Source organism: Lysinibacillus sp. EB106-09-02-XG168 (assembly GCF_058791475.1).
The window spans coordinates 4,682,555-4,704,886 of the sequence record NZ_JBYTDN010000003.1 but is presented as its reverse complement, the minus strand read 5'-3'; the positions used below and the strand labels follow the sequence as shown (position 1 = coordinate 4,704,886).

22 protein-coding genes and 2 pseudogenes are annotated in these 22,332 nt (G+C 38.0%); 19 read left to right on the top strand and 5 right to left on the bottom strand.

All coding sequences use genetic code 11. The features are described 5' to 3' along the window. Positions 1 to 20 precede the first annotated feature (20 nt). Positions 21 to 356 carry a heme oxygenase gene (locus AC3WSO_RS23865; RefSeq protein ID WP_349660224.1) on the bottom strand — a complete coding sequence of 112 codons (336 nt, stop codon included), beginning with the start codon at positions 354 to 356 and terminating at the stop codon, positions 21 to 23. A gap of 319 nt (positions 357 to 675) precedes the next feature. Between AC3WSO_RS23865 and AC3WSO_RS23860 the strand changes: the two are divergent. The 8 genes and pseudogenes from AC3WSO_RS23860 to AC3WSO_RS23825 form a co-directional block, all read left to right on the top strand. Then, positions 676 to 1,688, top strand: a pseudogene (locus AC3WSO_RS23860) (CotH kinase family protein); the annotation flags it as partial. Positions 1,689 to 1,720: 32 nt separating this feature from the next. Further along, positions 1,721 to 2,323 (top strand): class I SAM-dependent methyltransferase, encoded by a 603-nt coding sequence (locus tag AC3WSO_RS23855; protein ID WP_492534112.1) that lies wholly within the window; start codon positions 1,721 to 1,723, stop codon positions 2,321 to 2,323. Positions 2,324 to 2,839: 516 nt separating this feature from the next. Then, entirely contained in the window at positions 2,840 to 4,060 is a 1,221-nt protein-coding gene (locus AC3WSO_RS23850) for an ABC transporter substrate-binding protein (RefSeq protein WP_492534111.1), read from the top strand. 277 nt (positions 4,061 to 4,337) lie between these two features. Then, entirely contained in the window at positions 4,338 to 5,213 is an 876-nt protein-coding gene (locus AC3WSO_RS23845) for a branched-chain amino acid ABC transporter permease (protein ID WP_492534109.1), read from the top strand. A gap of 13 nt (positions 5,214 to 5,226) precedes the next feature. Next, positions 5,227 to 6,162 carry a branched-chain amino acid ABC transporter permease gene (locus tag AC3WSO_RS23840; RefSeq protein WP_492534478.1) on the top strand — a complete coding sequence of 312 codons (936 nt, stop codon included), beginning with the start codon at positions 5,227 to 5,229 and terminating at the stop codon, positions 6,160 to 6,162. Next, positions 6,162 to 6,941 carry an ABC transporter ATP-binding protein gene (locus AC3WSO_RS23835; protein WP_349660234.1) on the top strand — a complete coding sequence of 260 codons (780 nt, stop codon included), beginning with the start codon at positions 6,162 to 6,164 and terminating at the stop codon, positions 6,939 to 6,941. The genes AC3WSO_RS23840 and AC3WSO_RS23835 overlap by 1 nt, the downstream gene beginning before the upstream one ends. Next, a complete protein-coding gene (locus AC3WSO_RS23830) occupies positions 6,941 to 7,648 on the top strand; it encodes an ABC transporter ATP-binding protein (protein WP_492534107.1) in 708 nt (235 codons plus the stop codon). The genes AC3WSO_RS23835 and AC3WSO_RS23830 overlap by 1 nt, the downstream gene beginning before the upstream one ends. A 208-nt stretch (positions 7,649 to 7,856) precedes the next feature. After that, on the top strand, positions 7,857 to 8,357 hold the full coding sequence (locus AC3WSO_RS23825; RefSeq protein WP_492534105.1) for a cupin domain-containing protein: 501 nt from the start codon (positions 7,857 to 7,859) through the stop codon (positions 8,355 to 8,357). A gap of 144 nt (positions 8,358 to 8,501) precedes the next feature. Here AC3WSO_RS23825 and rluF read toward each other — a convergent pair whose 3' ends face one another. Beyond that, positions 8,502 to 9,203, bottom strand: a complete 702-nt coding sequence (gene rluF, locus AC3WSO_RS23820) for a 23S rRNA pseudouridine(2604) synthase RluF (RefSeq protein ID WP_492534103.1) — start codon at positions 9,201 to 9,203, stop codon at positions 8,502 to 8,504. A 322-nt stretch (positions 9,204 to 9,525) separates the two neighbouring features. Here rluF and adh point away from each other — a divergent pair, with 322 nt between their 5' ends. The 5 genes and pseudogenes from adh to AC3WSO_RS23795 all read left to right on the top strand — a co-directional run bounded on the left by adh (position 9,526) and on the right by AC3WSO_RS23795 (position 13,476). Then, entirely contained in the window at positions 9,526 to 11,046 is a 1,521-nt protein-coding gene (gene adh / locus AC3WSO_RS23815; RefSeq protein ID WP_492534102.1) for an aldehyde dehydrogenase, read from the top strand. Between the two features lie 21 nt (positions 11,047 to 11,067). Further along, the gene (locus tag AC3WSO_RS23810; protein ID WP_492534477.1) at positions 11,068 to 11,427 is read left to right on the top strand and encodes a DUF779 domain-containing protein; all 360 of its coding nucleotides are present in this window, start codon (positions 11,068 to 11,070) and stop codon (positions 11,425 to 11,427) included. Between the two features lie 185 nt (positions 11,428 to 11,612). Beyond that, on the top strand, positions 11,613 to 12,575 hold the full coding sequence (locus AC3WSO_RS23805) for a DUF4003 family protein (protein ID WP_492534101.1): 963 nt from the start codon (positions 11,613 to 11,615) through the stop codon (positions 12,573 to 12,575). 15 nt (positions 12,576 to 12,590) lie between these two features. Then, a pseudogene (locus AC3WSO_RS23800) lies at positions 12,591 to 12,929 on the top strand (aldehyde dehydrogenase family protein); the annotation flags it as partial. 67 nt (positions 12,930 to 12,996) lie between these two features. Then, positions 12,997 to 13,476 (top strand): acyl-CoA thioesterase, encoded by a 480-nt coding sequence (locus AC3WSO_RS23795; RefSeq protein ID WP_079562402.1) that lies wholly within the window; start codon positions 12,997 to 12,999, stop codon positions 13,474 to 13,476. Between the two features lie 48 nt (positions 13,477 to 13,524). Here the strand turns inward: AC3WSO_RS23795 and AC3WSO_RS23790 are convergent, their stop codons facing one another. Then, entirely contained in the window at positions 13,525 to 14,835 is a 1,311-nt protein-coding gene (locus AC3WSO_RS23790; protein WP_492534100.1) for a protoglobin domain-containing protein, read from the bottom strand. A 306-nt stretch (positions 14,836 to 15,141) separates the two neighbouring features. Here AC3WSO_RS23790 and AC3WSO_RS23785 point away from each other — a divergent pair, with 306 nt between their 5' ends. After that, on the top strand, positions 15,142 to 15,351 hold the full coding sequence (locus AC3WSO_RS23785; RefSeq protein WP_079562400.1) for a hypothetical protein: 210 nt from the start codon (positions 15,142 to 15,144) through the stop codon (positions 15,349 to 15,351). 70 nt (positions 15,352 to 15,421) lie between these two features. Here AC3WSO_RS23785 and corA read toward each other — a convergent pair whose 3' ends face one another. Together corA and AC3WSO_RS23775 are read right to left on the bottom strand one after the other, a co-directional pair. Further along, the gene (gene corA, locus AC3WSO_RS23780) at positions 15,422 to 16,381 is read right to left on the bottom strand and encodes a magnesium/cobalt transporter CorA (protein WP_492534098.1); all 960 of its coding nucleotides are present in this window, start codon (positions 16,379 to 16,381) and stop codon (positions 15,422 to 15,424) included. Positions 16,382 to 16,445: 64 nt separating this feature from the next. After that, positions 16,446 to 17,129, bottom strand: a complete 684-nt coding sequence (locus AC3WSO_RS23775; protein ID WP_492534096.1) for a class I SAM-dependent methyltransferase — start codon at positions 17,127 to 17,129, stop codon at positions 16,446 to 16,448. A gap of 121 nt (positions 17,130 to 17,250) precedes the next feature. Between AC3WSO_RS23775 and AC3WSO_RS23770 the strand changes: the two genes are divergently transcribed. The 5 genes from AC3WSO_RS23770 to AC3WSO_RS23750 all read left to right on the top strand — a co-directional run bounded on the left by AC3WSO_RS23770 (position 17,251) and on the right by AC3WSO_RS23750 (position 22,332). Beyond that, positions 17,251 to 17,556, top strand: a complete 306-nt coding sequence (locus AC3WSO_RS23770) for a DUF4870 domain-containing protein (RefSeq protein WP_197142567.1) — start codon at positions 17,251 to 17,253, stop codon at positions 17,554 to 17,556. A gap of 202 nt (positions 17,557 to 17,758) precedes the next feature. Beyond that, the gene (locus tag AC3WSO_RS23765) at positions 17,759 to 18,229 is read left to right on the top strand and encodes a CtsR family transcriptional regulator (protein ID WP_492534094.1); all 471 of its coding nucleotides are present in this window, start codon (positions 17,759 to 17,761) and stop codon (positions 18,227 to 18,229) included. A gap of 14 nt (positions 18,230 to 18,243) precedes the next feature. After that, a complete protein-coding gene (locus tag AC3WSO_RS23760) occupies positions 18,244 to 18,792 on the top strand; it encodes a UvrB/UvrC motif-containing protein (protein ID WP_492534092.1) in 549 nt (182 codons plus the stop codon). After that, the gene (gene mcsB, locus AC3WSO_RS23755; RefSeq protein WP_492534091.1) at positions 18,789 to 19,898 is read left to right on the top strand and encodes a protein-arginine kinase McsB; all 1,110 of its coding nucleotides are present in this window, start codon (positions 18,789 to 18,791) and stop codon (positions 19,896 to 19,898) included. Before AC3WSO_RS23760 ends, mcsB begins: the two co-directional genes overlap by 4 nt. Further along, the gene (locus AC3WSO_RS23750) at positions 19,888 to 22,332 is read left to right on the top strand and encodes an ATP-dependent Clp protease ATP-binding subunit (RefSeq protein WP_492534089.1); all 2,445 of its coding nucleotides are present in this window, start codon (positions 19,888 to 19,890) and stop codon (positions 22,330 to 22,332) included. Before mcsB ends, AC3WSO_RS23750 begins: the two co-directional genes overlap by 11 nt.

Here is a 22,332-nt window from a genome sequence, read left to right as displayed (position 1 = left end):
CCTGCTGAAAAAGTTAAAAGTTAGCGTAATGCTTCAATTGAAGAAGCTAATTCAGCTATAACTATTTTGCTACCGATCATTGGACTGTTTTCAGGTTTTCCACCCTCAGAGCTTTGTCCAGGACGGTGATGTGCTGCAGCGAATGCATCGCTATTACGCCAAGCTTGGAAATGCTCCTTCGTCTCCCAGTACATATTGACGCTCATTTCGTCATAAGTCGGATCATCAGTTGAAACTAGTACCTCTACTTTATGGAAGCCTTCAAACTGTTGTAGAGGACCTGGTTTTGTAAAGTTCGGTGCCATTTTTGCAGCAAAGCCGGGTTTGACTTGAATACGATTTGTAACAACAATCATGCTTTTCCCCCCTAATCATTTTTGGTTAAAAAAATGTACTATATGAATGAATTATCAATGATTATCATTCGCAATCAATGATAATTGGCTTAGGAAGACATTGTCAATAGATTTAAATTGTAAATAGCTCGATATTTGAAGTGTTGGAACCATACATGGAAATATACTTCGCTATAAGAATGAACAGACGCACTAGCTCCTGACATTTAACTGATATAATGAAAATACGAACGAGCTGGTAACGAGGAGAAGGACATGGCAAAAATATTAATAGTAGAAGACGAATATGCAATAAGCCAAGTTTTGAAGGCATAATTTCAATATGAAACACAATTACTATTTGTATGAGGAAAATGGTATGTTTTCGATTATACCATGGGATTTTAATATGTCGTTTGGTGGCTTTGGTGTTGGTGGTAGAATGGGTGGCAACAATAAAATCCAAGACAATGCCGATATAAAAGCACCTAATGATGCACAGATAAATGATAAATCCGAAATGAAGCCTCCGAATAATGGTCAACAGCAATAGCCAAATGCTGACCGGAATCAGGGTGGACTCAATATGGGATTTGGATTGTCTGGGGATTTGATGGAAGATAGCGCTATTAACTTTAGTGTGACTACACCTGTATCTGGCACAACTTTAGAGGAGCGGCCGCTATTGAACGCCTTACTTTCCAATGAAGAGTATCGTGCTAAATATGAAGGCTATTTAGAAGAGATAGCAACTAATTACTTAACAGAAGATAACGTACAAAACATTACCAAAAATTAGCATTGATATTAACAACGTATGTGGAAGCAGACCCTACGAAATTCTCTACAACAGAACAATTTATAGAAGCGGTAGAAGGGGAAAAGAGTCTCCCTGAATTTGCAAAGCAACGCTCCGAATCTATTTTAAAACAGATGTCAGGGGGACTTGTTGTGGAAGCAACAACACAAGGGAATATGGCAATGCCTAATCCAGACGAAATGGGTGCGATGCAAAGACCAGATGACTTTGATCCGAATCAAATGCCAGAAGATTTTGATCCTTCACAAGCCCCTCCGTTTAATCAAAAGGGCGATAATCAGGGAGAAAGAACAAATGGTGGTGGTCCAATGCAACGACCTGACCAAAATGGAGGATTCATGTGGCCGAACCAAGGTGATGAGCAATTAAAGCAAGAAACTGTTATTGATAAAAATACAATTCTTACAATGATTATTTGTTTTGCCTTGTTAATAGTAGGGCCTTTCTTTGTTTTAAAATTTAAGCGAAGAGGTCGTAAAAAAATAACCATATCCGAAATTTTTGGGTATGGTTTTTGCTTTTTATCGTGCTAAAATGAATTATTCTTTTTTTTAGGAGTTTTATTATGAATGAACATCAATTTGATAAAGGTTTACATATTAGCACAGTAGGTGAACAATACGGCTTCCCGAAACTAGCTCACTATCATCGCTATGAGCCAACACCGTATGCTGGCTTAGAACAATTATTTTCGGAGTATGAAATGCCTGATCATCCAGTGTTTATTGATATGGGATGTGGAAAAGGGAGAGTCCCTATCTATGTACATCATAAATTTCATATCCCTACAATTGGGGTAGAAATGGATGCAGGTTTTTATGCAGAGGCAGAGAATAATAAAAAGAGCTACCTTCAAAAGAAGAGTGCTCAAGTTCCGATTTCCTTTATTCATTCAATAGCGGAAGACTATGCTATACAACCATGCGATACAGTTTTCTTTTTCTTTAATCCGTTTTCAATCAATATTTTCCGTACAGTTATTCATAATATTTGGAAGTCTTATGAACTGCATATGCGCGAAATTCATATTATTTTATACTACCCACCATATGATTATTTGCAGTTTTTACATCATGGGACACCTTTCGAATTAATCCATGAGGTCCATCTTGAAAATGAAACAAATATTAACGAACGCCTCTGTGTGTTTGCATTAAAAAAAGCTTAGAGCTGAGCAATAATCCAGCTTTAAGTTTTTTTACTTCTTTCCGATTCCGGGCACAATTATGCTAAGGCATAATTGACAAAGGTTGGGCGACTAAAAGCAAACGACCGATGATTACACCCTCTATTTCTCTTTATTTCCTAGGTAATAAATAGTTATTAGTGATTTCATATAAATACAACCATTTTAATTCCTGATATTCTAGATTATTCAATTTATGACTTCTTTTTACGAGATTTTATCTAAAAAATAATTGAAAATGGTAGGTTTGTATGAATATTAACATTAAATTAATAGATAATTCATAAATTACTAATTATACAGAAAAATCACTCTAGACTAAATATAAAGAATGTTTTACAATGTAAAAGTCCTAAATGAATAATATTTTGATTCACTTAAAGATAGATAGTTACAAATTATAATTTTGGTTATTTTTGTTATTGAGCAAAAGCTATTAATTGTTTATAATTATCTGAAATATCTAATATTTAAGAAAATTCTAGGGGGAATAAAATTATGAGAGAGAACAAAAAGCTTAAAAAGTTTGGCTCACTTCTAGTTGCATCTTCACTACTTGCAGGAGTTCTTGCTGGCTGTGGTGGCGGAGATAGTTCAAGTTCAGGAGGAGGATCATCATCAGGTGGTGGTTCTTCTGCCGGTGATACGATTAAAATTGGTGCAAACTTAGAGCTATCAGGTAACGTAGCTTCCTATGGTTCTTCGATTGGTGTAGGTGCAGACCTTGCAGTGAAAGAAATTAATGATAATGGTGGAATCGACGGTAAAAAAATTGAGCTTATTAAAGTAGATAACAAATCTGAAAACTCAGAGGCTACTGCAGCGGCTCTTAAACTAGCAACACAAGATAAAGTAGTAGCTATGCTAGCTCCAGCGACTTCTGGTAACACAGTTGCTACTGTTCAAATTGCGAACAGTAATAAAATCCCGATTGTTACAGGTTCAGGTACTGCTCCTAACATTACAGTCAATGATGATGATAGCGTTAACGAGTATGCATTCCGTACTTGTTTCATTGACCCATTCCAAGGGATTGTAGCAGCGAACTTTGCTTCAGGTGAATTGAAAGCTAAAAATGTAGCTATTTTTGCGGACAACGCATCCGACTATGCAAAAGGTTTAGCAAAATCATTTAAAGATACAATCACTAAAAATGGTGGGAAAGTGGTAGAAGAAGAGGCATATGTCGCTAAGGATACTGACTTCCGTACACAATTAACAAATATTAAAGCAGCTAAACCAGACTTTATCTTTATCCCAGGATACTATGAAGAGGTTGGTTTAATTGTTAAACAAGCACGTGAAATGGGAATCGATGTTCCATTGATGGGGGCTGACGGTTGGGATTCACCAACTTTAGTAGAGCTAGCTGGTGCGAAAGCGCTGAATAACACGTACATCACAAACCACTATTCTGCAGAAGATCCAGATCAAAAAATTCAAGATTTCGTAAAGGCTTTTAAAGCAACGAACAGTGATAAAGCACCAGATGCATTCAATGCACTTGGCTATGACACAATTTACTACATTGCGGATGCTATTAAGCGAGCAGGCTCTACGGATGGGGAAGCTATTAAAACTGCTTTAGCTGACACAAAAGATCTTTCTTTAGTAACAGGTACTTTCTCGGTTGACGAAAATCATAACCCAATTAAAACAGCAACAGTTCTTGAATTTAAAGACGGTAAACAAGTGTTCAACTCTAAAGTTAATCCTTAATGTTTTCTTGGCAAGGGGAGGCGGGTAAACACGCCTTCCTTTTTATGTTTTACCTTCATTCAGTGAAGGCTCTTGCCATTGAGGTGATGAGATGAATGCAGATATAGTTCATTACAGTGTTCAAAATCCGGACGCAATTTCTCTAAAGCGAGATTGCTAGATAGACCATGAAAAAAATTTTTTAAAGACGATACAATTTACTCTATTTTCAATAATAACATGTAGTAGTAAATTATATTTTTGCACTTTTCAGAAAAATAAAGGGGAGTGAACGCTCATGGAATGGATACAGCAGCTTGTGAACGGTATTTCACTAGGTAGTATCTACGCATTAATAGCGCTAGGGTATACGATGGTATACGGGATTATTAAGCTGATCAACTTTGCCCACGGTGATGTTTTCATGATTGGGTCATTTATTGGCTTTTACGCAATTGCTAAATGGGAGCTTGGCTTCTTCCCAGCGCTATTATTGGCGATGGTGGTCTGTGCAATTTTTGGTGTTTTAATTGAACGTATTGCTTATAAGCGTTTACGAAATGCTACACGTATTGCAGCTTTAATTACGGCAATAGGTGTATCGCTACTAATTGAATATACAACGATCTACTTCAGAGGTGCGCAACCGGCTGCATACCCTGAAGTCATTACAAATAAATCATTTAATGTTTTCGGTGTTCAAATCAGTAGTACATCAATATTAATTTTATCTGTAGCAATTGTACTGATGATTCTTTTACAATTCATCGTACATAAAACTAAAATCGGGAAAGCGATGCGTGCGGTTTCTCATGATGCAGATGCAGCACGTTTAATGGGCATTAACGTAGATAATACAATTTCAGCAACATTCGCGATTGGTTCTGCTCTAGCTGGTGCAGCAGGTGTTATCTTTGGTGTTTACTATACGAAAATAGATCCTTTAATGGGTGTTATTCCAGGGGTTAAAGCATTTATCGCCGCGGTACTTGGTGGTATTGGGATAATTCCAGGTGCTATGGTTGGCGGTATGTTGTTAGGTGTAGTGGAATCATTAGTAAGTGCACTTGGTTTCTCTTTATGGCGCGATGCAGCGGCATTTGTTATTTTAATTTTAATTTTAATCTTCAGACCATCGGGTATCTTTGGTAAAAATGCCCGTGAGAAAGTGTAGGTGAGCGGTAATGATGAAAAAGTCTAAAGTTTTCTGGGGCTATGCCGTATTAGCGCTAGTCATCTATGCAGTTGTTCAAATCCTTATTTCTACAAACATTCTCGATATTTACTATCAAAATATGTTGATCACAATGTGTATTAACATCATGCTTGCGGTCAGTTTGCATATCGTCATCGGGATTACTGGTCAATTCTCGATTGGGCATGCCGGCTTCTTAGCAGTTGGAGCATATGTTTCTGCAATTATTACAACTAAGCTATTGCTTCCGTTCCCGTTAGCTATTTTCTTAGGCGCATTAGCAGCAGCGGTAGCAGGTTTAATCGTAGGTATTCCGACATTACGTTTAAAGGGTGACTATTTAGCAATTGCAACGCTTGGTTTTGCGGAAATTATACGTATTATCTTTTTAAATACGGACTATGTTGGTGGCGCGGCAGGGATGCAGGTTCTATATTTATCAAACTGGTCTTATGCATTCATAGGTGTTGTTCTAACAATTTTAGTTATCTCAAACTTTACGAATTCACGCCATGGACGCGCATGTATATCGATTCGTGAGGACGAAATTGCGGCAGATGCAATGGGTATTAATACAACCTACTATAAAGTTGTAGCTTTTGCGATAGGTTCCTTCTTCGCCGGCCTTGCAGGGGCCATTTTTGCACATAACTTTTACATTATCCAACCGACAACTTTCGGGTTCTTAAAATCATTTGATATTTTAATCTTTGTAGTTCTTGGTGGCTTAGGGAGTCTTTCTGGATCTGTCATCGCAGCTATTTTCTTAACAGTAGTCTCAGCATATTTAGCAAACTTCCCAGAAACACGTATGATTATTTACAGTTTAGTATTAATAGTCGTAATGCTATATCGCCCAACAGGGTTAATGGGAACAAAAGAAGTTGCAGACTTATTTAAGCTTGGTAAAAAAGGAGGTACAAAATAATGGCTGGAAACCTTCTTATCAATGTTGAAAACATGGGTATTCAATTCGGTGGTTTAAAGGCGGTACAGGGCGTTAATATGTACCTGAATCAAGGGGAACTAGTAGGTCTTATAGGGCCCAATGGTGCTGGTAAAACAACTAGCTTTAACATGCTTACTGGTGTGTATATGCCAACGGAGGGCACGATTACATTTGACGGTATAAAGTTGAACGGGCTTGCACCATATCAAGTAACACAAAAAGGTATTAGCCGTACGTTCCAAAATATTCGTTTATTTAAGGAGCTATCTGTTTTAGATAATGTTAAGGTAGCGAACCATTCGCTTGCGAAGCATTCTATGTGGTCTTCCATTTTCCGCTTGCCGAATCATTTTAAAGGTGAGGCAGAAATGGAGCATCAATCTATTGAGTTTCTAAAAATCTTTGGTCTAGATGTTTATAAGGATGAGCTTGCGAAAAATTTACCTTATGGGATGCAGCGCCGATTAGAAATTGCTCGTGCCCTAGCTGCAAAACCTAAGCTACTTTTATTGGATGAGCCTGCAGCAGGGATGAACCCGCAGGAAACACAAGATTTAATGGAATTAATAGCATTTATTCGTAAAGAGTTTGGCTTAACCATTCTTCTAATTGAGCATGATATGAGCTTAGTTATGGGGATATGTGAACGTATATATGTGCTCGATCATGGTCAACTAATCGCAGATGGGACACCAGAAGAAATTCGCAACAATTCAAAAGTAATTGAAGCGTACCTTGGTGAGGAGGTTATCAGCTAATGCTAAAAGTACAAAATATAGATGTATTTTACGGTAATATTCAAGCATTAAAGGGCCTCTCTTTAGAAGTAAATGAGGGTGAAATCGTAACGTTAATCGGTGCAAACGGTGCTGGTAAAAGTACATTATTAAAAACATTGTCGGGCCTATTAAAACCAAAGGGTGGTATCATTGAATATGAAGGCTTCTCTATCGCAGGGAAGGCTGCACAGACAATAGTAAAATCAGGCATTTCACATGTTCCAGAGGGGCGTCGCGTTTTTGCCAATATGTCCGTTGAGGAAAACTTAGAGCTAGGCGCATATCTTCGCAACGATAAGGCTGGCATCAAAAAAGATATGGATCATGTGTTTGAACTATTCCCACGTCTTTCCGAACGTCGGAAACAACAATCAGGTACATTGTCCGGCGGTGAGCAGCAGATGCTAGCGATGGGGCGAGCATTAATGGCAAAACCGAAATTGTTATTAATGGATGAACCTTCAATGGGACTTGCGCCACTCATGGTAAAAAATATTTTTAATATTATTGAACAAGTCAACAAAGAGGGCACAACTGTATTGCTCGTTGAGCAAAATGCGAATATGGCATTATCAGTAGCGCATCGTGCGTACGTACTTGAAACGGGACGTATTGTATTATCAGGTACAGCAAAAGAGCTTCAAGAGAGTGACCAAGTAAAGGCCGCTTATTTAGGTGGTTTATAGAGGGAGAAGGCGTCTCAATTTCTGGGACGTCTTTTTTCGTATAAACGGAGGAGTGAGGCGACGGAAAGAAAGGCAATAGAGACGGATAGTACAATTAAAGTGACGGATAAATCAGTCAAAACGACGGATACCACTTATCAAAGTGACAAAAAAGCAGTAGCTTTCATCTTTTATTATTTGGTAATGTGGAAGAAAGGAGTGATGTTGTATGAAGTATTCAGCACAATATTTTGTTGAAAAATTAAATTTAGCAGAGCATCCGGAGGGAGGGTACTATATATCCTCGTTTCGGGCATCGGATGATATGGCTGTAAGAGATGTACAGAGACCGATTTATACGAGTATTTATTTCTTACTACGTTCACAGGATATATCGCATTTGCATCGGTTGAAATCGGACGAGCTTTGGTATTATCATGCTGGCAGCCCACTAACGGTCCATATGATTTTCCCGGATGGTACATATGAGGCGAAGAAGCTTGGATTAAATGTAGAAGCAGGAGAAGTACCGCAAATCGCAGTACCGAAAAATACTATATTTGGCTCATCCGTAGAGGATGCAAATACATTTAGTTTAGTAGGCTGTATGGTTGCACCCGGCTTTGACTTTGAAGACTTCGAATTATTTACTCAAGATGAGCTATTAGCTGACTATCCGCAGCACGAGGAAGTTATTCGAAAAATGGCTTACACGACAATTCAAGAATAGAAGAAAAGTAGCCGTCTCAAATCAGCTGGGACGGCACTTTTTGTCTACCACAAAATAGTCTCGGGATAATTAGCTTTAATTTCAATTTCATGTAACGCCTTTTTTGTAGTCATCGCAACTTCAATGAGCTGCGATTTAATGGCGTTATTTTGGTGTATATTTAAGTAGTCTGAATAGTTCTATTCGTTCTTTGTCTGTTAAATCGCGCCACTGTCCAACTTTTAAATTGCCAAGCTTTATATTCATAATACGAATGCGTTGTAGACGTTTAACGGAGTAGCCAAGCGCTGAACACATACGACGTATTTGACGGTTTAAGCCTTGCTCTAAAATGATTTTAAAGACTTTATCAGATATTTTTTCAACATGACAAGGCAGGGTTGTAGTATCTAAAATATCTACACCAGCGCCCATTTTCTTTATAAATTGCTCTGTAATAGGTTTATCGACTTGCACGATATATTCTTTTTCGTGATGGTTTTCTGCACGTAAAATCTTATTGACGATGTCCCCATCGTTAGTCAATAATAATAGCCCTTCTGACTCTTTATCTAGTCGTCCAATATGGAAAATACGAAGAGGGTGATTGACAAAATCAACGACATTTCCTTTTATATGACGTTCAGTTGTGCTTGTAATTCCTACTGGTTTGTTTAAGGCAATATAAACGAGCTGTTCTTCTTTTTTTACCTCTTTTCCATCAACGCAAACCATATCACCAGCCTCAACCTGACTGCCGACTGTAGCAAGCTCACCATTAATCGTAACTTTACCTTCTGCTATCCATTTATCTGCGCCTCGGCGAGATACAATGCCTGTTTCACTTAAATATTTATTAATCCGCATACTGTTCTCCTATACATTTATATTATTTTTAAGTATACATTATAGTTGGTCGAACCGTGAATCCTAGAAGCTTTTCTAGCAAATATAAGCCACTTTGCAAGCCTAATCACAAAGCCGATTCCAGAGGCTATTAGCCAAGGAATAATCGATTCAAAAATAGATTCCAGTATTAATTGAAAAAAATTTTAAAAAGTTGAAATTATTCTTCTCTTCTGACAATATATTGAGTAAGAGGGTATCTATGAAAATATCGTTATTTCGATGAAAATGGTGATTTTTGTAGATTATTTTCTCATTATTTTGTGTAAAGGGGAGAAGTAAAATGGTTTATGCATTTCCAAACACCGAAGGATCGGTAGTTCAATTCAAAGAGAACTATGAAAATTATATTGGTGGGGAATGGACGCCTCCAGTGAAAGGACAATACTTTGATAATGTTACACCTGTTACTGGACAAGTTTTTACACAATTAGCTCGTTCTACTGCTGAGGATATTGAACTTGCAGTTGATGCAGCACATGCCGCAAAAGAAGAATGGGGCAAAACATCTCCAACAGAACGTGCAAACATTTTACTTAAAATTGCGGACCGCATAGAGCAAAACTTAGAAAAGCTAGCCGTTGCCGAAACATGGGATAACGGAAAAGCGGTACGTGAGACATTAAATGCAGATATCCCTCTTGCGATTGATCATTTCCGTTATTTTGCGGGGGCTTTACGTGCACAAGAAGGCGCGGTAAGCCAAATCGATAATGATACAGTCGCTTATCATTTCCACGAGCCAATTGGGGTAGTAGGTCAAATTATCCCTTGGAATTTCCCGTTATTAATGGCCGTTTGGAAGCTAGCACCTGCACTTGCAGCTGGAAACTGTGTTGTGTTGAAACCTGCAGAGCAAACGCCAGCTTCGATAATGGTGTTCGTTGAATTAATAGAAGATTTATTACCATCAGGTGTACTTAATGTTGTGAATGGCTTTGGTTTAGAAGCAGGAAAACCATTAGCATCGAACCCACGGGTTGGCAAAATTGCCTTTACTGGTGAAACTACGACAGGTCGCTTAATTATGCAGTATGCTTCACAAAATCTTATTCCAGTTACATTAGAATTGGGCGGCAAGTCACCAAATATATTCTTTGAAGATATTATGGATGAAGACGATGCCTTTTTAGATAAAGCAGTTGAAGGCTTTGTATTATTCGCCCTAAATCAAGGTGAAGTATGTACATGTCCTTCTCGTGCAATAATTCAAGAGTCAATTTACGATAAATTTATGGAACGCGTCCTACAACGTGTTGAAGCGATTAAAGTTGGGAATCCACTTGATCCGAATACGATGATGGGAGCGCAGGCTTCGAGTGAGCAAATGGAAAAAATCCTTTCTTATTTAGATATTGGTAAGCAAGAAGGTGCAGAATGTCTAATTGGAGGAGAGAAAAATAATGTAGGAGCAGGTTTTGAAAATGGTTACTACATTAAGCCAACTGTCTTCAAAGGACATAATAAAATGCGTATTTTCCAAGAAGAAATCTTCGGGCCAGTTGTTGCCGTAACGACATTTAAAACAAAAGAGGAAGCATTAGAAATCGCAAATGACACACTATACGGTTTAGGTGCAGGTGTATGGACGCGTGATATGAATACGGCTTATCGCTTCGGTCGTGGTATTCAAGCTGGGCGTGTTTGGACAAACTGCTACCATGCTTATCCTGCACATGCAGCGTTCGGTGGCTATAAAATGTCGGGTGTTGGTCGTGAAAACCATAAGATGATGTTAGCGCATTATCAGCAAACGAAAAACTTATTAGTTAGCTACAGCGAAAACAAACTTGGCTTCTTCTAATTAGTAGGGAGGTGCATGAGCGTGGTCATGCGTGTTTTAGCAACTGAAGAAGCGCTAGCACTAATCGAATTATTGAAAGAAAAGCATGGGCCCATTATGTTTCATCAATCAGGTGGATGTTGTGATGGCTCCTCGCCAATGTGTTATCCAGAGGGAGACTTACTATTAGGTGACCAGGATGTTTGTCTTGGAGAGATTGGTGGTGCTTCCTTCTACATGCATAAAAATCAATATGATTATTGGAAGCATACACAAATAATCTTGGACGTTGTCGACGGTAGAGGTGGTTTGTTTTCACTGGAAGGCGTTGAAGGTAAGAGGTTTTTAACAAGATCAAGAGCTTTTTCCGCAGAGGAATTAAAAGAGTTAGGATTAATTTAAGTGGACCGAACAAGCGATTAAGCAAATTTCCTTTTAAGGACAGCGGCAAGAATATTGCCGCTTTTTTTTATGTTCATTCTTCTGGAAAAAGCGTATGGAAGGTTTTAATTTAAGCTAATTTTAAAAATACAGCTGAATCTTTTCGACAATATATTACGTAAATATGGAAAAGGAGTGTGTTAAACATGGACTTTGTTATGATTGAAAATCAGTTTACAAGTACGGTGGAGGATGTCTCAAAGGCTGTCGGTCGGACGGTTGATCGTAAAATTGTGTTGGCAATCGCTAGCAAATATGTGGCATCTGGAAAACCCTTTGATTCCGTTAAATATAAAAAAGTATTACAAGAAATGAAAAAGCAAACGTCATGGTCATCTCCGTTAAGAACGGCGGTAGGTTATAGTATTGCTGCGAATTTGATGGAGCAAGAGGATACAGAACGAGCGGTAAAAAATTTACTGACGAACGTTAGCATAATGAAAGAGGTAAAGTTCAGAAGCGGGAATTTTAGTTTTATAGGTGCACAGTTTTTAACGGAAGAGGAAAGTGAGAAACGCGCACATGCACAGGTAGCACGCGCATTATTTGATGCAATCCGCAAGCACCACCGATTTTTAACGTCGTACGATGATATTCCCTATACAGTATTGTTAAGTAGCCAGTCTGACGATGTTGAGCTACGTGCAGAAACGATGAATCGTTATTATAAAGAATTACGTACGTATAATTTTAATGCAGGTAATGAGCTTCAATGGCTATCACAAGTACTGACTTTCTTATCACCTCAATATGATAATAAGTTAGTGCCTAATGCTGTAACAGTCCGTGAAACACTAAAAAATCAAGATGTAAAAGTCAAGGCGATGCATTATCCATTACTGGGCTTTTTAGCAATCCTTGAAGTGAATCAAGCACAGCTTCAACAGATTGTTGATTTATATCATGAGTTAAAGGGTATGAAACTTTTAAAATGGCATCGTGAATTTGTGTTATTTATGGCCACACAAATTGCTATTTATGATATGGCGAAAGTACAACAATCCTTATCAATGTCAATCATGTCATCCATTGAATTGCTAATTCAAGCACAGCAGGCAGCAATGTTCGCAGCAGTAAGTGCAGCAGCTGTAGCAGCAAGTTCTTCGTGATAAAATAAAGAAGAAACGGATGTGACGGCAAATATGAAAGTTGTTTGTCAGGAAACATTCGCGCCAATCGTCTCAATTGTTTCATATGAAACATTAGACGACGCTATTCGACTATTAAATGAGTCGGACCTTGGCTTAAATGCTGGAATTTATACGAATGTTTTACAAGATGCATTATATGCAGCGGATGAATTACAGGCAGGTGCTGTTATGATTAATGATATTCCGACTTTTAGGGTTGATAATATGCCATATGGTGGTGTAAAAATGAGTGGCTATGGTCGTGAAGGAATTAAGTGGGCAATCGGAGAAATGACAGATATGAAATTAATTACGATGAAAAAATCGTTCTAGTTTGCATCAACTCTTGTTCTGCGATACGATGACGAAAGAACATTCATGAAGGGAAGTCGCAAGAATTATGTCAAACAACGCAATACCGATGAGCCAGTCACGTACTGTTCAAACTCGTCTCGTATTACCGCCAGATACAAATAATCACAACTCCATTTTTGGTGGAAGAGTGTTAGCGTATATTGATGAAATTGCTGCTATTACAGCAATGAAACATGCAAAAGGTCATGTAGTCACAGCTTCTATCGATTCGGTTGACTTTTTATCGCCAGCACATGTAGGGGCTATTTTAGAAATTGAAAGCATTGTTTCGTCAACTGGACGGTCTTCAATGGAAGTTTATGTTCGAGTTATTTCACGAAACATTGAAACTGGTGAGGAGAAATTAACGACGGAATCATTTGTAACGATGGTTGCAGTAGATGATGAAGGTAAACCTAAGCCAGTTCCGGCTATTTATCCTGAAACAGATGCAGAAAAACGCCTGTTTGAAACGGGACCAGCAAGACGCGAACATCGTAAACAAAAACGCGAGTTACCACATTAAAAATAAAAAGGGAAATTGACGTATGCTGTCAGTTTCCCTTTTTCGTGCTTACATTTGTAATTCATTTACTACGTTAATAAGTGAATCGGAAGAAGAAGAAACAAGCGTAGCGCCTTGTGACAGTTCAGTAATCAAATTAGAGATGGCTGAAATATCTCTAGATGTATTTACATACTGCTGCTGAATGCCAGAAACCGCATCGGCGATATCATTAAATGATTTAGATAAACTGTTTTGCGTATCTACACTATGTTGAATCTTTTGATCAACGTTAGTAACCGAAGTCGACATTGTTGTAATATTACTTTCTGTTTCTTTAATGAGATGAGAAACATTTTGTACCGCATTTTTTGTTTCTTCAGCAAGCTTACGAACTTCCTCTGCAACAACGGCGAAGCCTTTACCATGCTCACCTGCACGAGCTGCCTCGATAGAAGCATTCAGTGCTAATAAGTTTGTTTGATCGGCAATTCCTGTGACAAGTCCTACAATTTCCGATATTTTTTGAGAAGATGTGCGTAGCTGGTTCATCGTAACTTCGAGACTGTTTACACTTTGTAAAATTACTTGTATTAAATCATTTTGATCTTGCAACTGCTGCTGTCCACGTCTGGATTTTTCCTGTGTATCAGCAACGAAGGTTAAACCTTGCTTCGTAGCTACTGCGATATCATCTGTTTGAGAGGAAATGACTAATAAAGAAGCTGCCGTTTCTTCACTAATCTCATTGAGTTCCTCTGCCGTTTTTTGAATGGTAGTAACAAGTGCATGCTTTGTTTCACCTTCTACTGTACGAATGCGTTCCTCTTCTTTTTCATAGGCTTCAATTACAAGCTGCTGCTCGAAGTTAATGATTTTACAGAAGGCATTGATAGCACGAATTGCATCATGTTTTGATACATCTAACTCATTTGTAAAGCGTGTAAAGGTCGTTGTTAATGATTGGAATGAGGCGATATACCACTTCGATTGTAGACCAATTCGAACGTGAGTTTCGGCAATCGCCTTTCGTTCATTAATGTAAGAGTCATTAATACGACTTTCAAAAATATCACTCAAATGTTTATGTAAAGTAACTTTTAAACGCTCGATTTGTGATGTTCTGTTTATAATATTTAACAAATCTTGGCTCAAACTAATGGCTGCATAAAATTGATCCACCATTTCTGGTACTAAATCCTTAGCTAAAGGCTGTAGTTGTTTTATGATGGCTAAATCCTCAATAGTTAAATCTAAAAGTTGTAACTGTTTTTGAAGATTTGGATGGCTTGATACATCCAATTGAACATCGCTCTTATAATTTTCAGGCGCTAGTGTAATTGAGTAGCTAGAATCGTTCTTTTTTGTAAACCAACTCATCGTTGTTTGCTCCATTCCTTAGGTCCGTATTATGTATAGTATAGTAAACTAAATACCTATTAAATTACTTGGGTTGTTAATTTGCTGAATATATAGTATTTAATATATTCTACTATTTTTTGTGCTATATTTGGTTGAAATTTTAGTTTATTTCTATATTTTTTTTATCAGTTACAGATGATTGTCGATTAAAAGTCATGAAATAGACTACTAAAAAGGTAATAGGTAAATTGAATTTGAAATAGGAAACCTGTAAAATACGAACTGTTTAGCTTGAACGTAACGATAGTGTTGAGGAGGTATTATATGGAGAAGAAACGTTTCAAATTTGTCATTCCGGTTATGGTAATTGTAGCAATTGGGTCGGTTTACATGTTAAGAAACTACTATGCTGAAGTACCAGACTTAGATCAACTATTAATTACTATCTGTGCAACATTAGTATCTGGTGTACTTGCATACTTTTTATTTCCACAGCAAGGTGAAGATAAAGTTGATGATCGCGGTCCTTACTAACAGTGAAAGGCACCTTAGAAAAAATCTAAGGTGCCTTTAGCTTGTCGATAAATGAATAAATGGCTTACTTTTATGTTTTAAATAAATTGAACCAGCCTTTAAGTTTAAAGATTGCCAGCATGAATAATGCGATAAAAATCATAATTCCGAGTACGATAAAGTAGCTATACTTCCCATGTAGCTCGGGCATATGGTCAAAATTCATTCCATAAACACCTGCAATAAATGTTAGGGGAATAAAGATAGTTGAAACAATTGTTAAGGTCATCATAATACCATTCATGCGAGTAGAGCTCATCGCCATATAACTATCACGCATATCAGCAGTGAGCTCGCGGTTAGATTCGATCATTTCGGTGAGTTTTAGCAGATGGTCGTAAATATCTCCGAAATAAGCTCGTTCTGATTTATTAAGTGAAAATCGGTATGAGTTAAGGATGCGATATAATAAATCACGCATTGGTAAAATGGTGCGTCTTAAATCTAGCAAATCACTACGGAATTCAAATACAATTTTCATGGCGTTGGGGTTACTTTGATAGGTAAGCTCATCTTCAAGTGTATTTAAATGATCCTCAATTTTATAGACAAGTGGGAAATAGTTATCAACAATTTTATCGATTACCTGGTACGTTAAATATACTGTGCCACGTTCCCAATTCTTTGGCTGTTTTTCTAACATCATTTGTACTCGATCTATTTCCGGTGCTACATTTTTGTGGAACGTAACAATAAATTTATTAGAAACAAAAATATTTACTTCCTCAGCTGTTAATTCTTCGTTCATCCTTTGAATAACAAAGAAATGGAAATCATCATAAAAATCGAGCTTTGGCCGCTGTAAACGCATTAAACAATCTTCTATAGCGAGTGGATGGAAATGGAAAAATGAATCTAACAGTAGTTCTTCATCATCGGTCGGACAATTAAAATCGACCCAGTACCATTCAAATTCGTTTTTGTGTATCTCTTCAAGCGGAAAGTCCTTTATAAGTTTCTGATTTTTTGTAATGCCAATAGTGCGTATCACAGCATTCACCTCAATTCTTTTAATTCTATCCTAACAGGTGTATTGAACTTCACAAGAAAAAATTTTATACGCTTTCTTTATAACATATCCAACCACCAAATAAAGTAGTGGCAAAGAATCTAGATGGTTTTGTAAAGCCTGCTTGCTGTAATAGTGCTAATATGTCCTCTTCACACATAAATGAAAGAGAACGGATGGATTTCTCCATTTCCGCTACGTCTGATGGTAATAGCTTTGTATGCTGTAGCCAATAAGAACGCCATAAATCAAATTGTAGCTCGGTTTCTAAAGTACCTGGCTGCCCGTATTTTGAGACGAGCACAAATGGAGCCCCAGGCTTTAAATTATTTGCTATTTTTTTTAATGTTGCAAGCTTCTCTTGATCATCTTGTATAAAGTGAAGCACTAGTACACAGCTAGCCGCATCAAATTTTACTGAAGGTAGCTTAGTATCCAGTATAGTTCCTTGATATAAAGAAATATTATTAGGTAGAGACTTTAAACGTTCGCCAGCAATTTGTAGCATCGCTTCTGATGGATCTATACCAACAAATGACCAATGGGGTCTTTGCTCGGCGAACTGTAAAATTTCATTACCGCTTCCGGAGCCAACTACTAAAAATTCAGCGTTTTCAGGTAATGCAGATTGATAAAAGGTTTGTGTTAAACGTAGCATTGCATCGTAGCTAGGTAGCGTGCGACGAATACCTTTTTCGTATTCATTTGCAAGTGTGTTATTAAATTCCATCGAGTATCACATGCCTTTCAAAAATTTTTAAAAATCCAATTTTAAATTGAAACTTTTTAAGGTGTATTTCCGTAAAAAATAGTACATAAAATAAAAAAATTAAATGGAAGGGTTGATATAAATGGAAACTAAATGGTCTAAGGTAATCATACACGCAAGTGCATTTTTTGCGCCATGGTTAGTACCTATTATATTTTTCTTAATTAGTTCGGAGGAAGAGGTAAAGAGTATTTCTGTGCAAGCCTTGCTGTTCCAAGTAGTGATGATAGTTTTACTTACAATTTCGGGTATTTTTAGCTTCCTACTCATTGGTATACCGTTCTTAATTGTTTTTGGGATTATGTATTTTATCGCGCCAATTATCGGTATTGTGAAGGCTTTATCTGATGAGTCTTGGCGTTATCCAATTGTTGGTCGATGGGTATAATTTCTATAGACGCAAGTATATGCTAGTTGCATATGCTTGCGTTTTTTCTTTTGCCAATAAGGGTATCTTATAGCTAAAGCATTCGGCGGATTTTTTTCTGTGTGCGAAATAATTGCAATTATTTTCAAGCGTTTTGTATAATATACTCAAAGAAAGTCAAAGATAGTCAAAGTCAGTGTAGTAAGCGAGGTGTATTCCTAAAATGCGTAATATATCAGACATCATAGAAGGCTACTTAAAGCAAGTACTTGAATTAGGTGGAGAAGGGCATATTGAAATAAAACGTAGTGAAATTGCAGATAAATTTCAGTGCGTTCCCTCACAAATAAATTATGTAATTAATACAAGATTTACCGCCGAGCGAGGTTACCTTGTTGAAAGCAAACGTGGTGGTGGTGGATACATTCGAATTTTACGTGTCCGCGCGAATTCACAAATTGATCTAATCGATGATGTCCTCGGGCAAATTGCAGGTGGGGCATCGCAAATAATGGCAGAAGATTTAGTTTATCGACTAATTGATGAGCAGGTAATTTCAAGACGAGAAGCGAAAATAATATTAGCAGCAGTTGATCGCTCAACTATCGATTTGCAACTCCCGTTACGGGATCATATTCGAGCAAAAATTTTACGAGCGATGCTAACAACGATTAAATATGAACAGCAAAAATAAAAGAGGTGATGGAAATGATTTGCGAACATTGTAAGCAGCGTAATGCGACGGTTACTGTAACACAAGTTCAAAGTGGTCAAAAGGTGGAGCACCATTATTGTGACGTCTGCGCCTCGCAGTTCCATCCATTTCATGCTGAATTTAAGCAAGAGCCAGTATCTATTCAACAGCTATTATCCAATTGGTTTGGCTCACCTACATGGCAGCAACAAAAAGTGGGTGAAAAGCAGCAAGCACCACCACAACAGCAAACATGTCCACAATGTGGATTTACGTATAAACGGTTTTTAAAAGAAGGTAAATTTGGATGTCCTAGTTGCTATGACACCTTTAGTGAGCACTTACCGAAGCTCTTTAATCGTATACAGGCTGGACCTCAACATATAGGGAAAATGCCCGGCGCTCGAAGCAATGTTTATGTCATCAAAAAGCAAATTGAGGATATTCGTAAACGTATGAAGATTGCTGTAGATAAAGAACATTTTGAAGAGGCAGCGAAGCTTCGTGATGAAGTGAAGGAGCTTGAGAAACAGATACAATTTGAAGGTGGTGATGTGTCGTGATGATTGAATCGTTTTTAGAGCGTGCTACACCAACATGGATGAGTGTGGAGGACGATTATTCAGATATTGTCATTAGTACACGCATTCGCCTTGCTCGAAATTTAGATGGTTATCGTTTTCCATTAGCCTTTACAGAGGATGAAGCATTACATGTAGAACAGGCAGTTACACATGCGATAAAGGACAGTACAGAACTTCAAGGGAATTTTTCATATTTTGCTATTAAGGATTTAACGCCTTTACAACGTCAAATACTTGTAGAAAAACATTTAATTAGTCCTCAGCTTGCAAAAAAAGAGCAAGTTGGTTCCATGCTCTTATCGGATGACGAATCAATTAGCATTATGGTGAACGAAGAAGACCATTTACGCATTCAATGTATGACAGCGAGTTTTCAACTTCAAAAGGCATACGAGCAGGCCGATAAAATTGATCGTACCTTAGAGAAAGCTCTGCCTTATGCATTCCGAGATACATTTGGTTATTTAACAAGTTGCCCAACAAATATTGGTACTGGTTTACGAGCATCTGTCATGATGCATTTGCCAGCCCTTACACTTACGGGTCAGATGAATCAAATCATTAATGCAATGACACGGTTAGGAATGACGGTAAGAGGAATATATGGGGAGGGTAGTGAAAATATAGGTAATGTTTACCAAGTGTCAAATCAGATTACACTAGGAAAAACAGAGGATGACATTTTAGCGGACATCCAAAGTGTCGCTGAAAAAATAATTCAAAAAGAACGACATGCAAGAGGCAAGTTAATGGAAAAAGCAGAGCTTGCCCTAGAAGACCGTGTGTACCGTGCTTTAGGTACGTTAACATATGCTCGAGTTTTAACGAGTGAGGAAGCTGCTACCTGTCTATCCAATGTTCGTTTAGGAGTAGATTTACAGTTAATTGAAGGTATTAAAGCGACCAAATTAAACGAATGTGTAGTCAGTATGCAACCTGGTTTTTTACAGAATTATGCAGGGGACGTTTTGCCGCCTGCTGAGCGAGATCGCGTACGAGCTGAAATGCTTCGTGAGGCACTATCTCAAGAAAATATGAGTAAGCCTATTATTCGAGGAAAAGGAGAGGATTCATTTGATGTTTAATCGTTTTACACAACGCGCGCAAAAAGTATTACAGCTTGCACAAGAAGAGGCGATTCGTTGGAAGCACGAATCAATTGGAACAGAGCATATTTTATTAGGGCTTATCCGCGAAGGTGGCGGTATTGCTGCAAAAGCATTAGAAGCCATTGATATTAGCCCTCAAATGATTGAAGCGGGTATTGAAGAGCTTGTAGGGAAGGGTAAAGAGGATGTTGGCCCAATTGTCCACTACACACCTCGAGCTAAAAAAGTAATCGAGCTATCAGTCGATGAATCACGTAAATTAGGTCATTCCTATATTGGAACAGAGCATTTACTATTGGCGCTTATTCGTGAAGGTGAAGGGATAGCGGCTCGTGTATTAAATAATGCTGGTGTCGGATTGAATAAGGCTCGTCAGCAAGTGCTATTGTTATTAGGCAATAATGACAATGCTCAATCTGGTCAACAAGCTGCACAGGCTGCCAATACACCTACATTAGATAGCCTTGCGCGTGATTTAACACAAATTGCTCGTGAAGGTACTCTAGATCCTGTTATTGGTCGAAGCAAGGAGATTACACGTGTTATTGAGGTACTGTCTCGCCGTACAAAAAATAACCCTGTATTGATCGGTGAACCTGGTGTCGGTAAAACAGCTATCGCTGAAGGTTTAGCACAACAAATTATTAATAATGAAGTGCCAGAAATTCTTCGTGATAAACGTGTTATGACACTTGATATGGGGACGGTTGTTGCTGGAACAAAGTATCGCGGTGAATTTGAAGATCGCTTGAAAAAAGTAATGGATGAAATTCGCCAAGCTGGTAATGTCATTTTATTTATCGATGAATTGCACACATTAATCGGTGCTGGCGGTGCAGAAGGTGCCATCGATGCATCAAATATTTTAAAACCATCTTTAGCACGTGGTGAGCTTCAATGTATTGGTGCAACAACATTAGATGAGTATCGCAAATATATTGAGAAAGATGCGGCATTAGAGCGCCGTTTCCAACCAATTCAAGTTGATGAGCCAACTGTAGAAGAGGCGATTCAAATTATTCAAGGCTTACGTGATCGTTATGAAGCACATCACCGTGTGAAAATCACAGATGAAGCTATTGAAGCGGCAGCAAAAATGAGTGACCGATATATTTCTGATCGTTTCTTACCAGATAAGGCGATTGATTTGATTGATGAAGCGGGCTCTAAAGTACGCTTGCGTTCATTCGCGGTGCCACCAAACTTAAAAGCGCTTGAAGATAAGCTGGAAAATGTACGCTCTGAAAAGAATGCAGCTGTCTCTGGTCAAGAATTTGAAAAGGCAGCATCATTAAGAGATACAGAGCAAAAGCTAAAAGATGAAATTGAAACTACGAGAAAAAATTGGAAGGAAGAGCAAGGTAAAGCCGAATCAAAAGTTACAGTGGATGATGTAGCATCGGTAGTATCTATGTGGACTGGAATTCCAGTATCTAAAATTGCTTCCGAGGAATCTTCTAAGTTATTACAACTTGAAGAAGAGTTACACAAACGTGTTGTAGGTCAAGGAGAAGCGGTAGAGGCAATTTCTCGCGCAATTCGTCGTGCAAGAGCTGGCTTGAAAGATCCGAAACGACCAATTGGTTCATTTATTTTCTTAGGCCCTACAGGGGTTGGTAAAACAGAGCTGGCTAGAGCATTAGCTGAAGTTATGTTTGGTGATGAGGACGCAATGATTCGCGTTGATATGTCTGAGTACATGGAAAAACATTCGACTTCGCGTTTAGTTGGTTCACCTCCAGGCTATGTAGGCTTTGATGATGGCGGTCAACTAACAGAAAAGGTTCGTCGCAAACCATATTCTGTAGTATTACTAGATGAAATTGAGAAGGCTCATCCAGATGTTTTCAATATTTTACTTCAAGTACTTGAAGATGGCCGTTTAACAGACTCTAAAGGTCGAGTGGTGGATTTCCGCAACACAGTTGTTATTATGACATCAAACGTTGGTGCGGATGCTTTAAAATATCAGAAAAACCTTGGCTTCAATGTCGGTGGTACGGATACGAAGTATAAAGATATGAAGGGTACGATGCTGGAGGAATTGAAAAAAGCATTCCGCCCAGAATTCTTAAACCGTATAGACGAAATGATTGTCTTCCACTCACTAGAAAAAGAACATTTAAAAGAAATCGTAGCGATGATGGCGAATTCTTTAACAAAACGTCTAAAAGAGCAAGACATTTCTTTAGAGTTAACGGATTCGGCGCTTGAAAAAATTGCAGAAGAAGGCTACGATCCTCAATATGGTGCTCGCCCACTACGTCGTTCATTACAAAAACAAGTAGAAGACCGTTTATCGGAAGAACTACTGAAAGGCAATGTAGAGAAGGGGAACCAAGTGATCATTGATTATGTGAATGATGAGTTTGTTGTGAAGAAAAAAGAGGAAGTTTCTACTTCTAAATAA

Excerpts from the sequence above, each read along its gene's own strand:
- AC3WSO_RS23865 (WP_349660224.1), bottom strand. The coding sequence starts at position 356 with ATGATTGTTGTTACAAATCGTATTCAAGTCAAACCCGGCTTTGCTGCA.
- AC3WSO_RS23855 (WP_492534112.1), top strand. The coding sequence starts at position 1,721 with ATGAATGAACATCAATTTGATAAAGGTTTACATATTAGCACAGTAGGT.
- AC3WSO_RS23850 (WP_492534111.1), top strand. The coding sequence starts at position 2,840 with ATGAGAGAGAACAAAAAGCTTAAAAAGTTTGGCTCACTTCTAGTTGCA.
- AC3WSO_RS23845 (WP_492534109.1), top strand. The coding sequence starts at position 4,338 with ATGGAATGGATACAGCAGCTTGTGAACGGTATTTCACTAGGTAGTATC.
- AC3WSO_RS23840 (WP_492534478.1), top strand. The coding sequence starts at position 5,227 with ATGAAAAAGTCTAAAGTTTTCTGGGGCTATGCCGTATTAGCGCTAGTC.
- AC3WSO_RS23835 (WP_349660234.1), top strand. The coding sequence starts at position 6,162 with ATGGCTGGAAACCTTCTTATCAATGTTGAAAACATGGGTATTCAATTC.
- AC3WSO_RS23830 (WP_492534107.1), top strand. The coding sequence starts at position 6,941 with ATGCTAAAAGTACAAAATATAGATGTATTTTACGGTAATATTCAAGCA.
- AC3WSO_RS23825 (WP_492534105.1), top strand. The coding sequence starts at position 7,857 with ATGAAGTATTCAGCACAATATTTTGTTGAAAAATTAAATTTAGCAGAG.
- rluF (WP_492534103.1), bottom strand. The coding sequence starts at position 9,203 with ATGCGGATTAATAAATATTTAAGTGAAACAGGCATTGTATCTCGCCGA.
- adh (WP_492534102.1), top strand. The coding sequence starts at position 9,526 with ATGGTTTATGCATTTCCAAACACCGAAGGATCGGTAGTTCAATTCAAA.
- AC3WSO_RS23805 (WP_492534101.1), top strand. The coding sequence starts at position 11,613 with ATGGACTTTGTTATGATTGAAAATCAGTTTACAAGTACGGTGGAGGAT.
- AC3WSO_RS23795 (WP_079562402.1), top strand. The coding sequence starts at position 12,997 with ATGTCAAACAACGCAATACCGATGAGCCAGTCACGTACTGTTCAAACT.
- AC3WSO_RS23790 (WP_492534100.1), bottom strand. The coding sequence starts at position 14,835 with ATGAGTTGGTTTACAAAAAAGAACGATTCTAGCTACTCAATTACACTA.
- AC3WSO_RS23785 (WP_079562400.1), top strand. The coding sequence starts at position 15,142 with ATGGAGAAGAAACGTTTCAAATTTGTCATTCCGGTTATGGTAATTGTA.
- AC3WSO_RS23775 (WP_492534096.1), bottom strand. The coding sequence starts at position 17,129 with ATGGAATTTAATAACACACTTGCAAATGAATACGAAAAAGGTATTCGT.
- AC3WSO_RS23770 (WP_197142567.1), top strand. The coding sequence starts at position 17,251 with ATGGAAACTAAATGGTCTAAGGTAATCATACACGCAAGTGCATTTTTT.
- AC3WSO_RS23765 (WP_492534094.1), top strand. The coding sequence starts at position 17,759 with ATGCGTAATATATCAGACATCATAGAAGGCTACTTAAAGCAAGTACTT.
- AC3WSO_RS23760 (WP_492534092.1), top strand. The coding sequence starts at position 18,244 with ATGATTTGCGAACATTGTAAGCAGCGTAATGCGACGGTTACTGTAACA.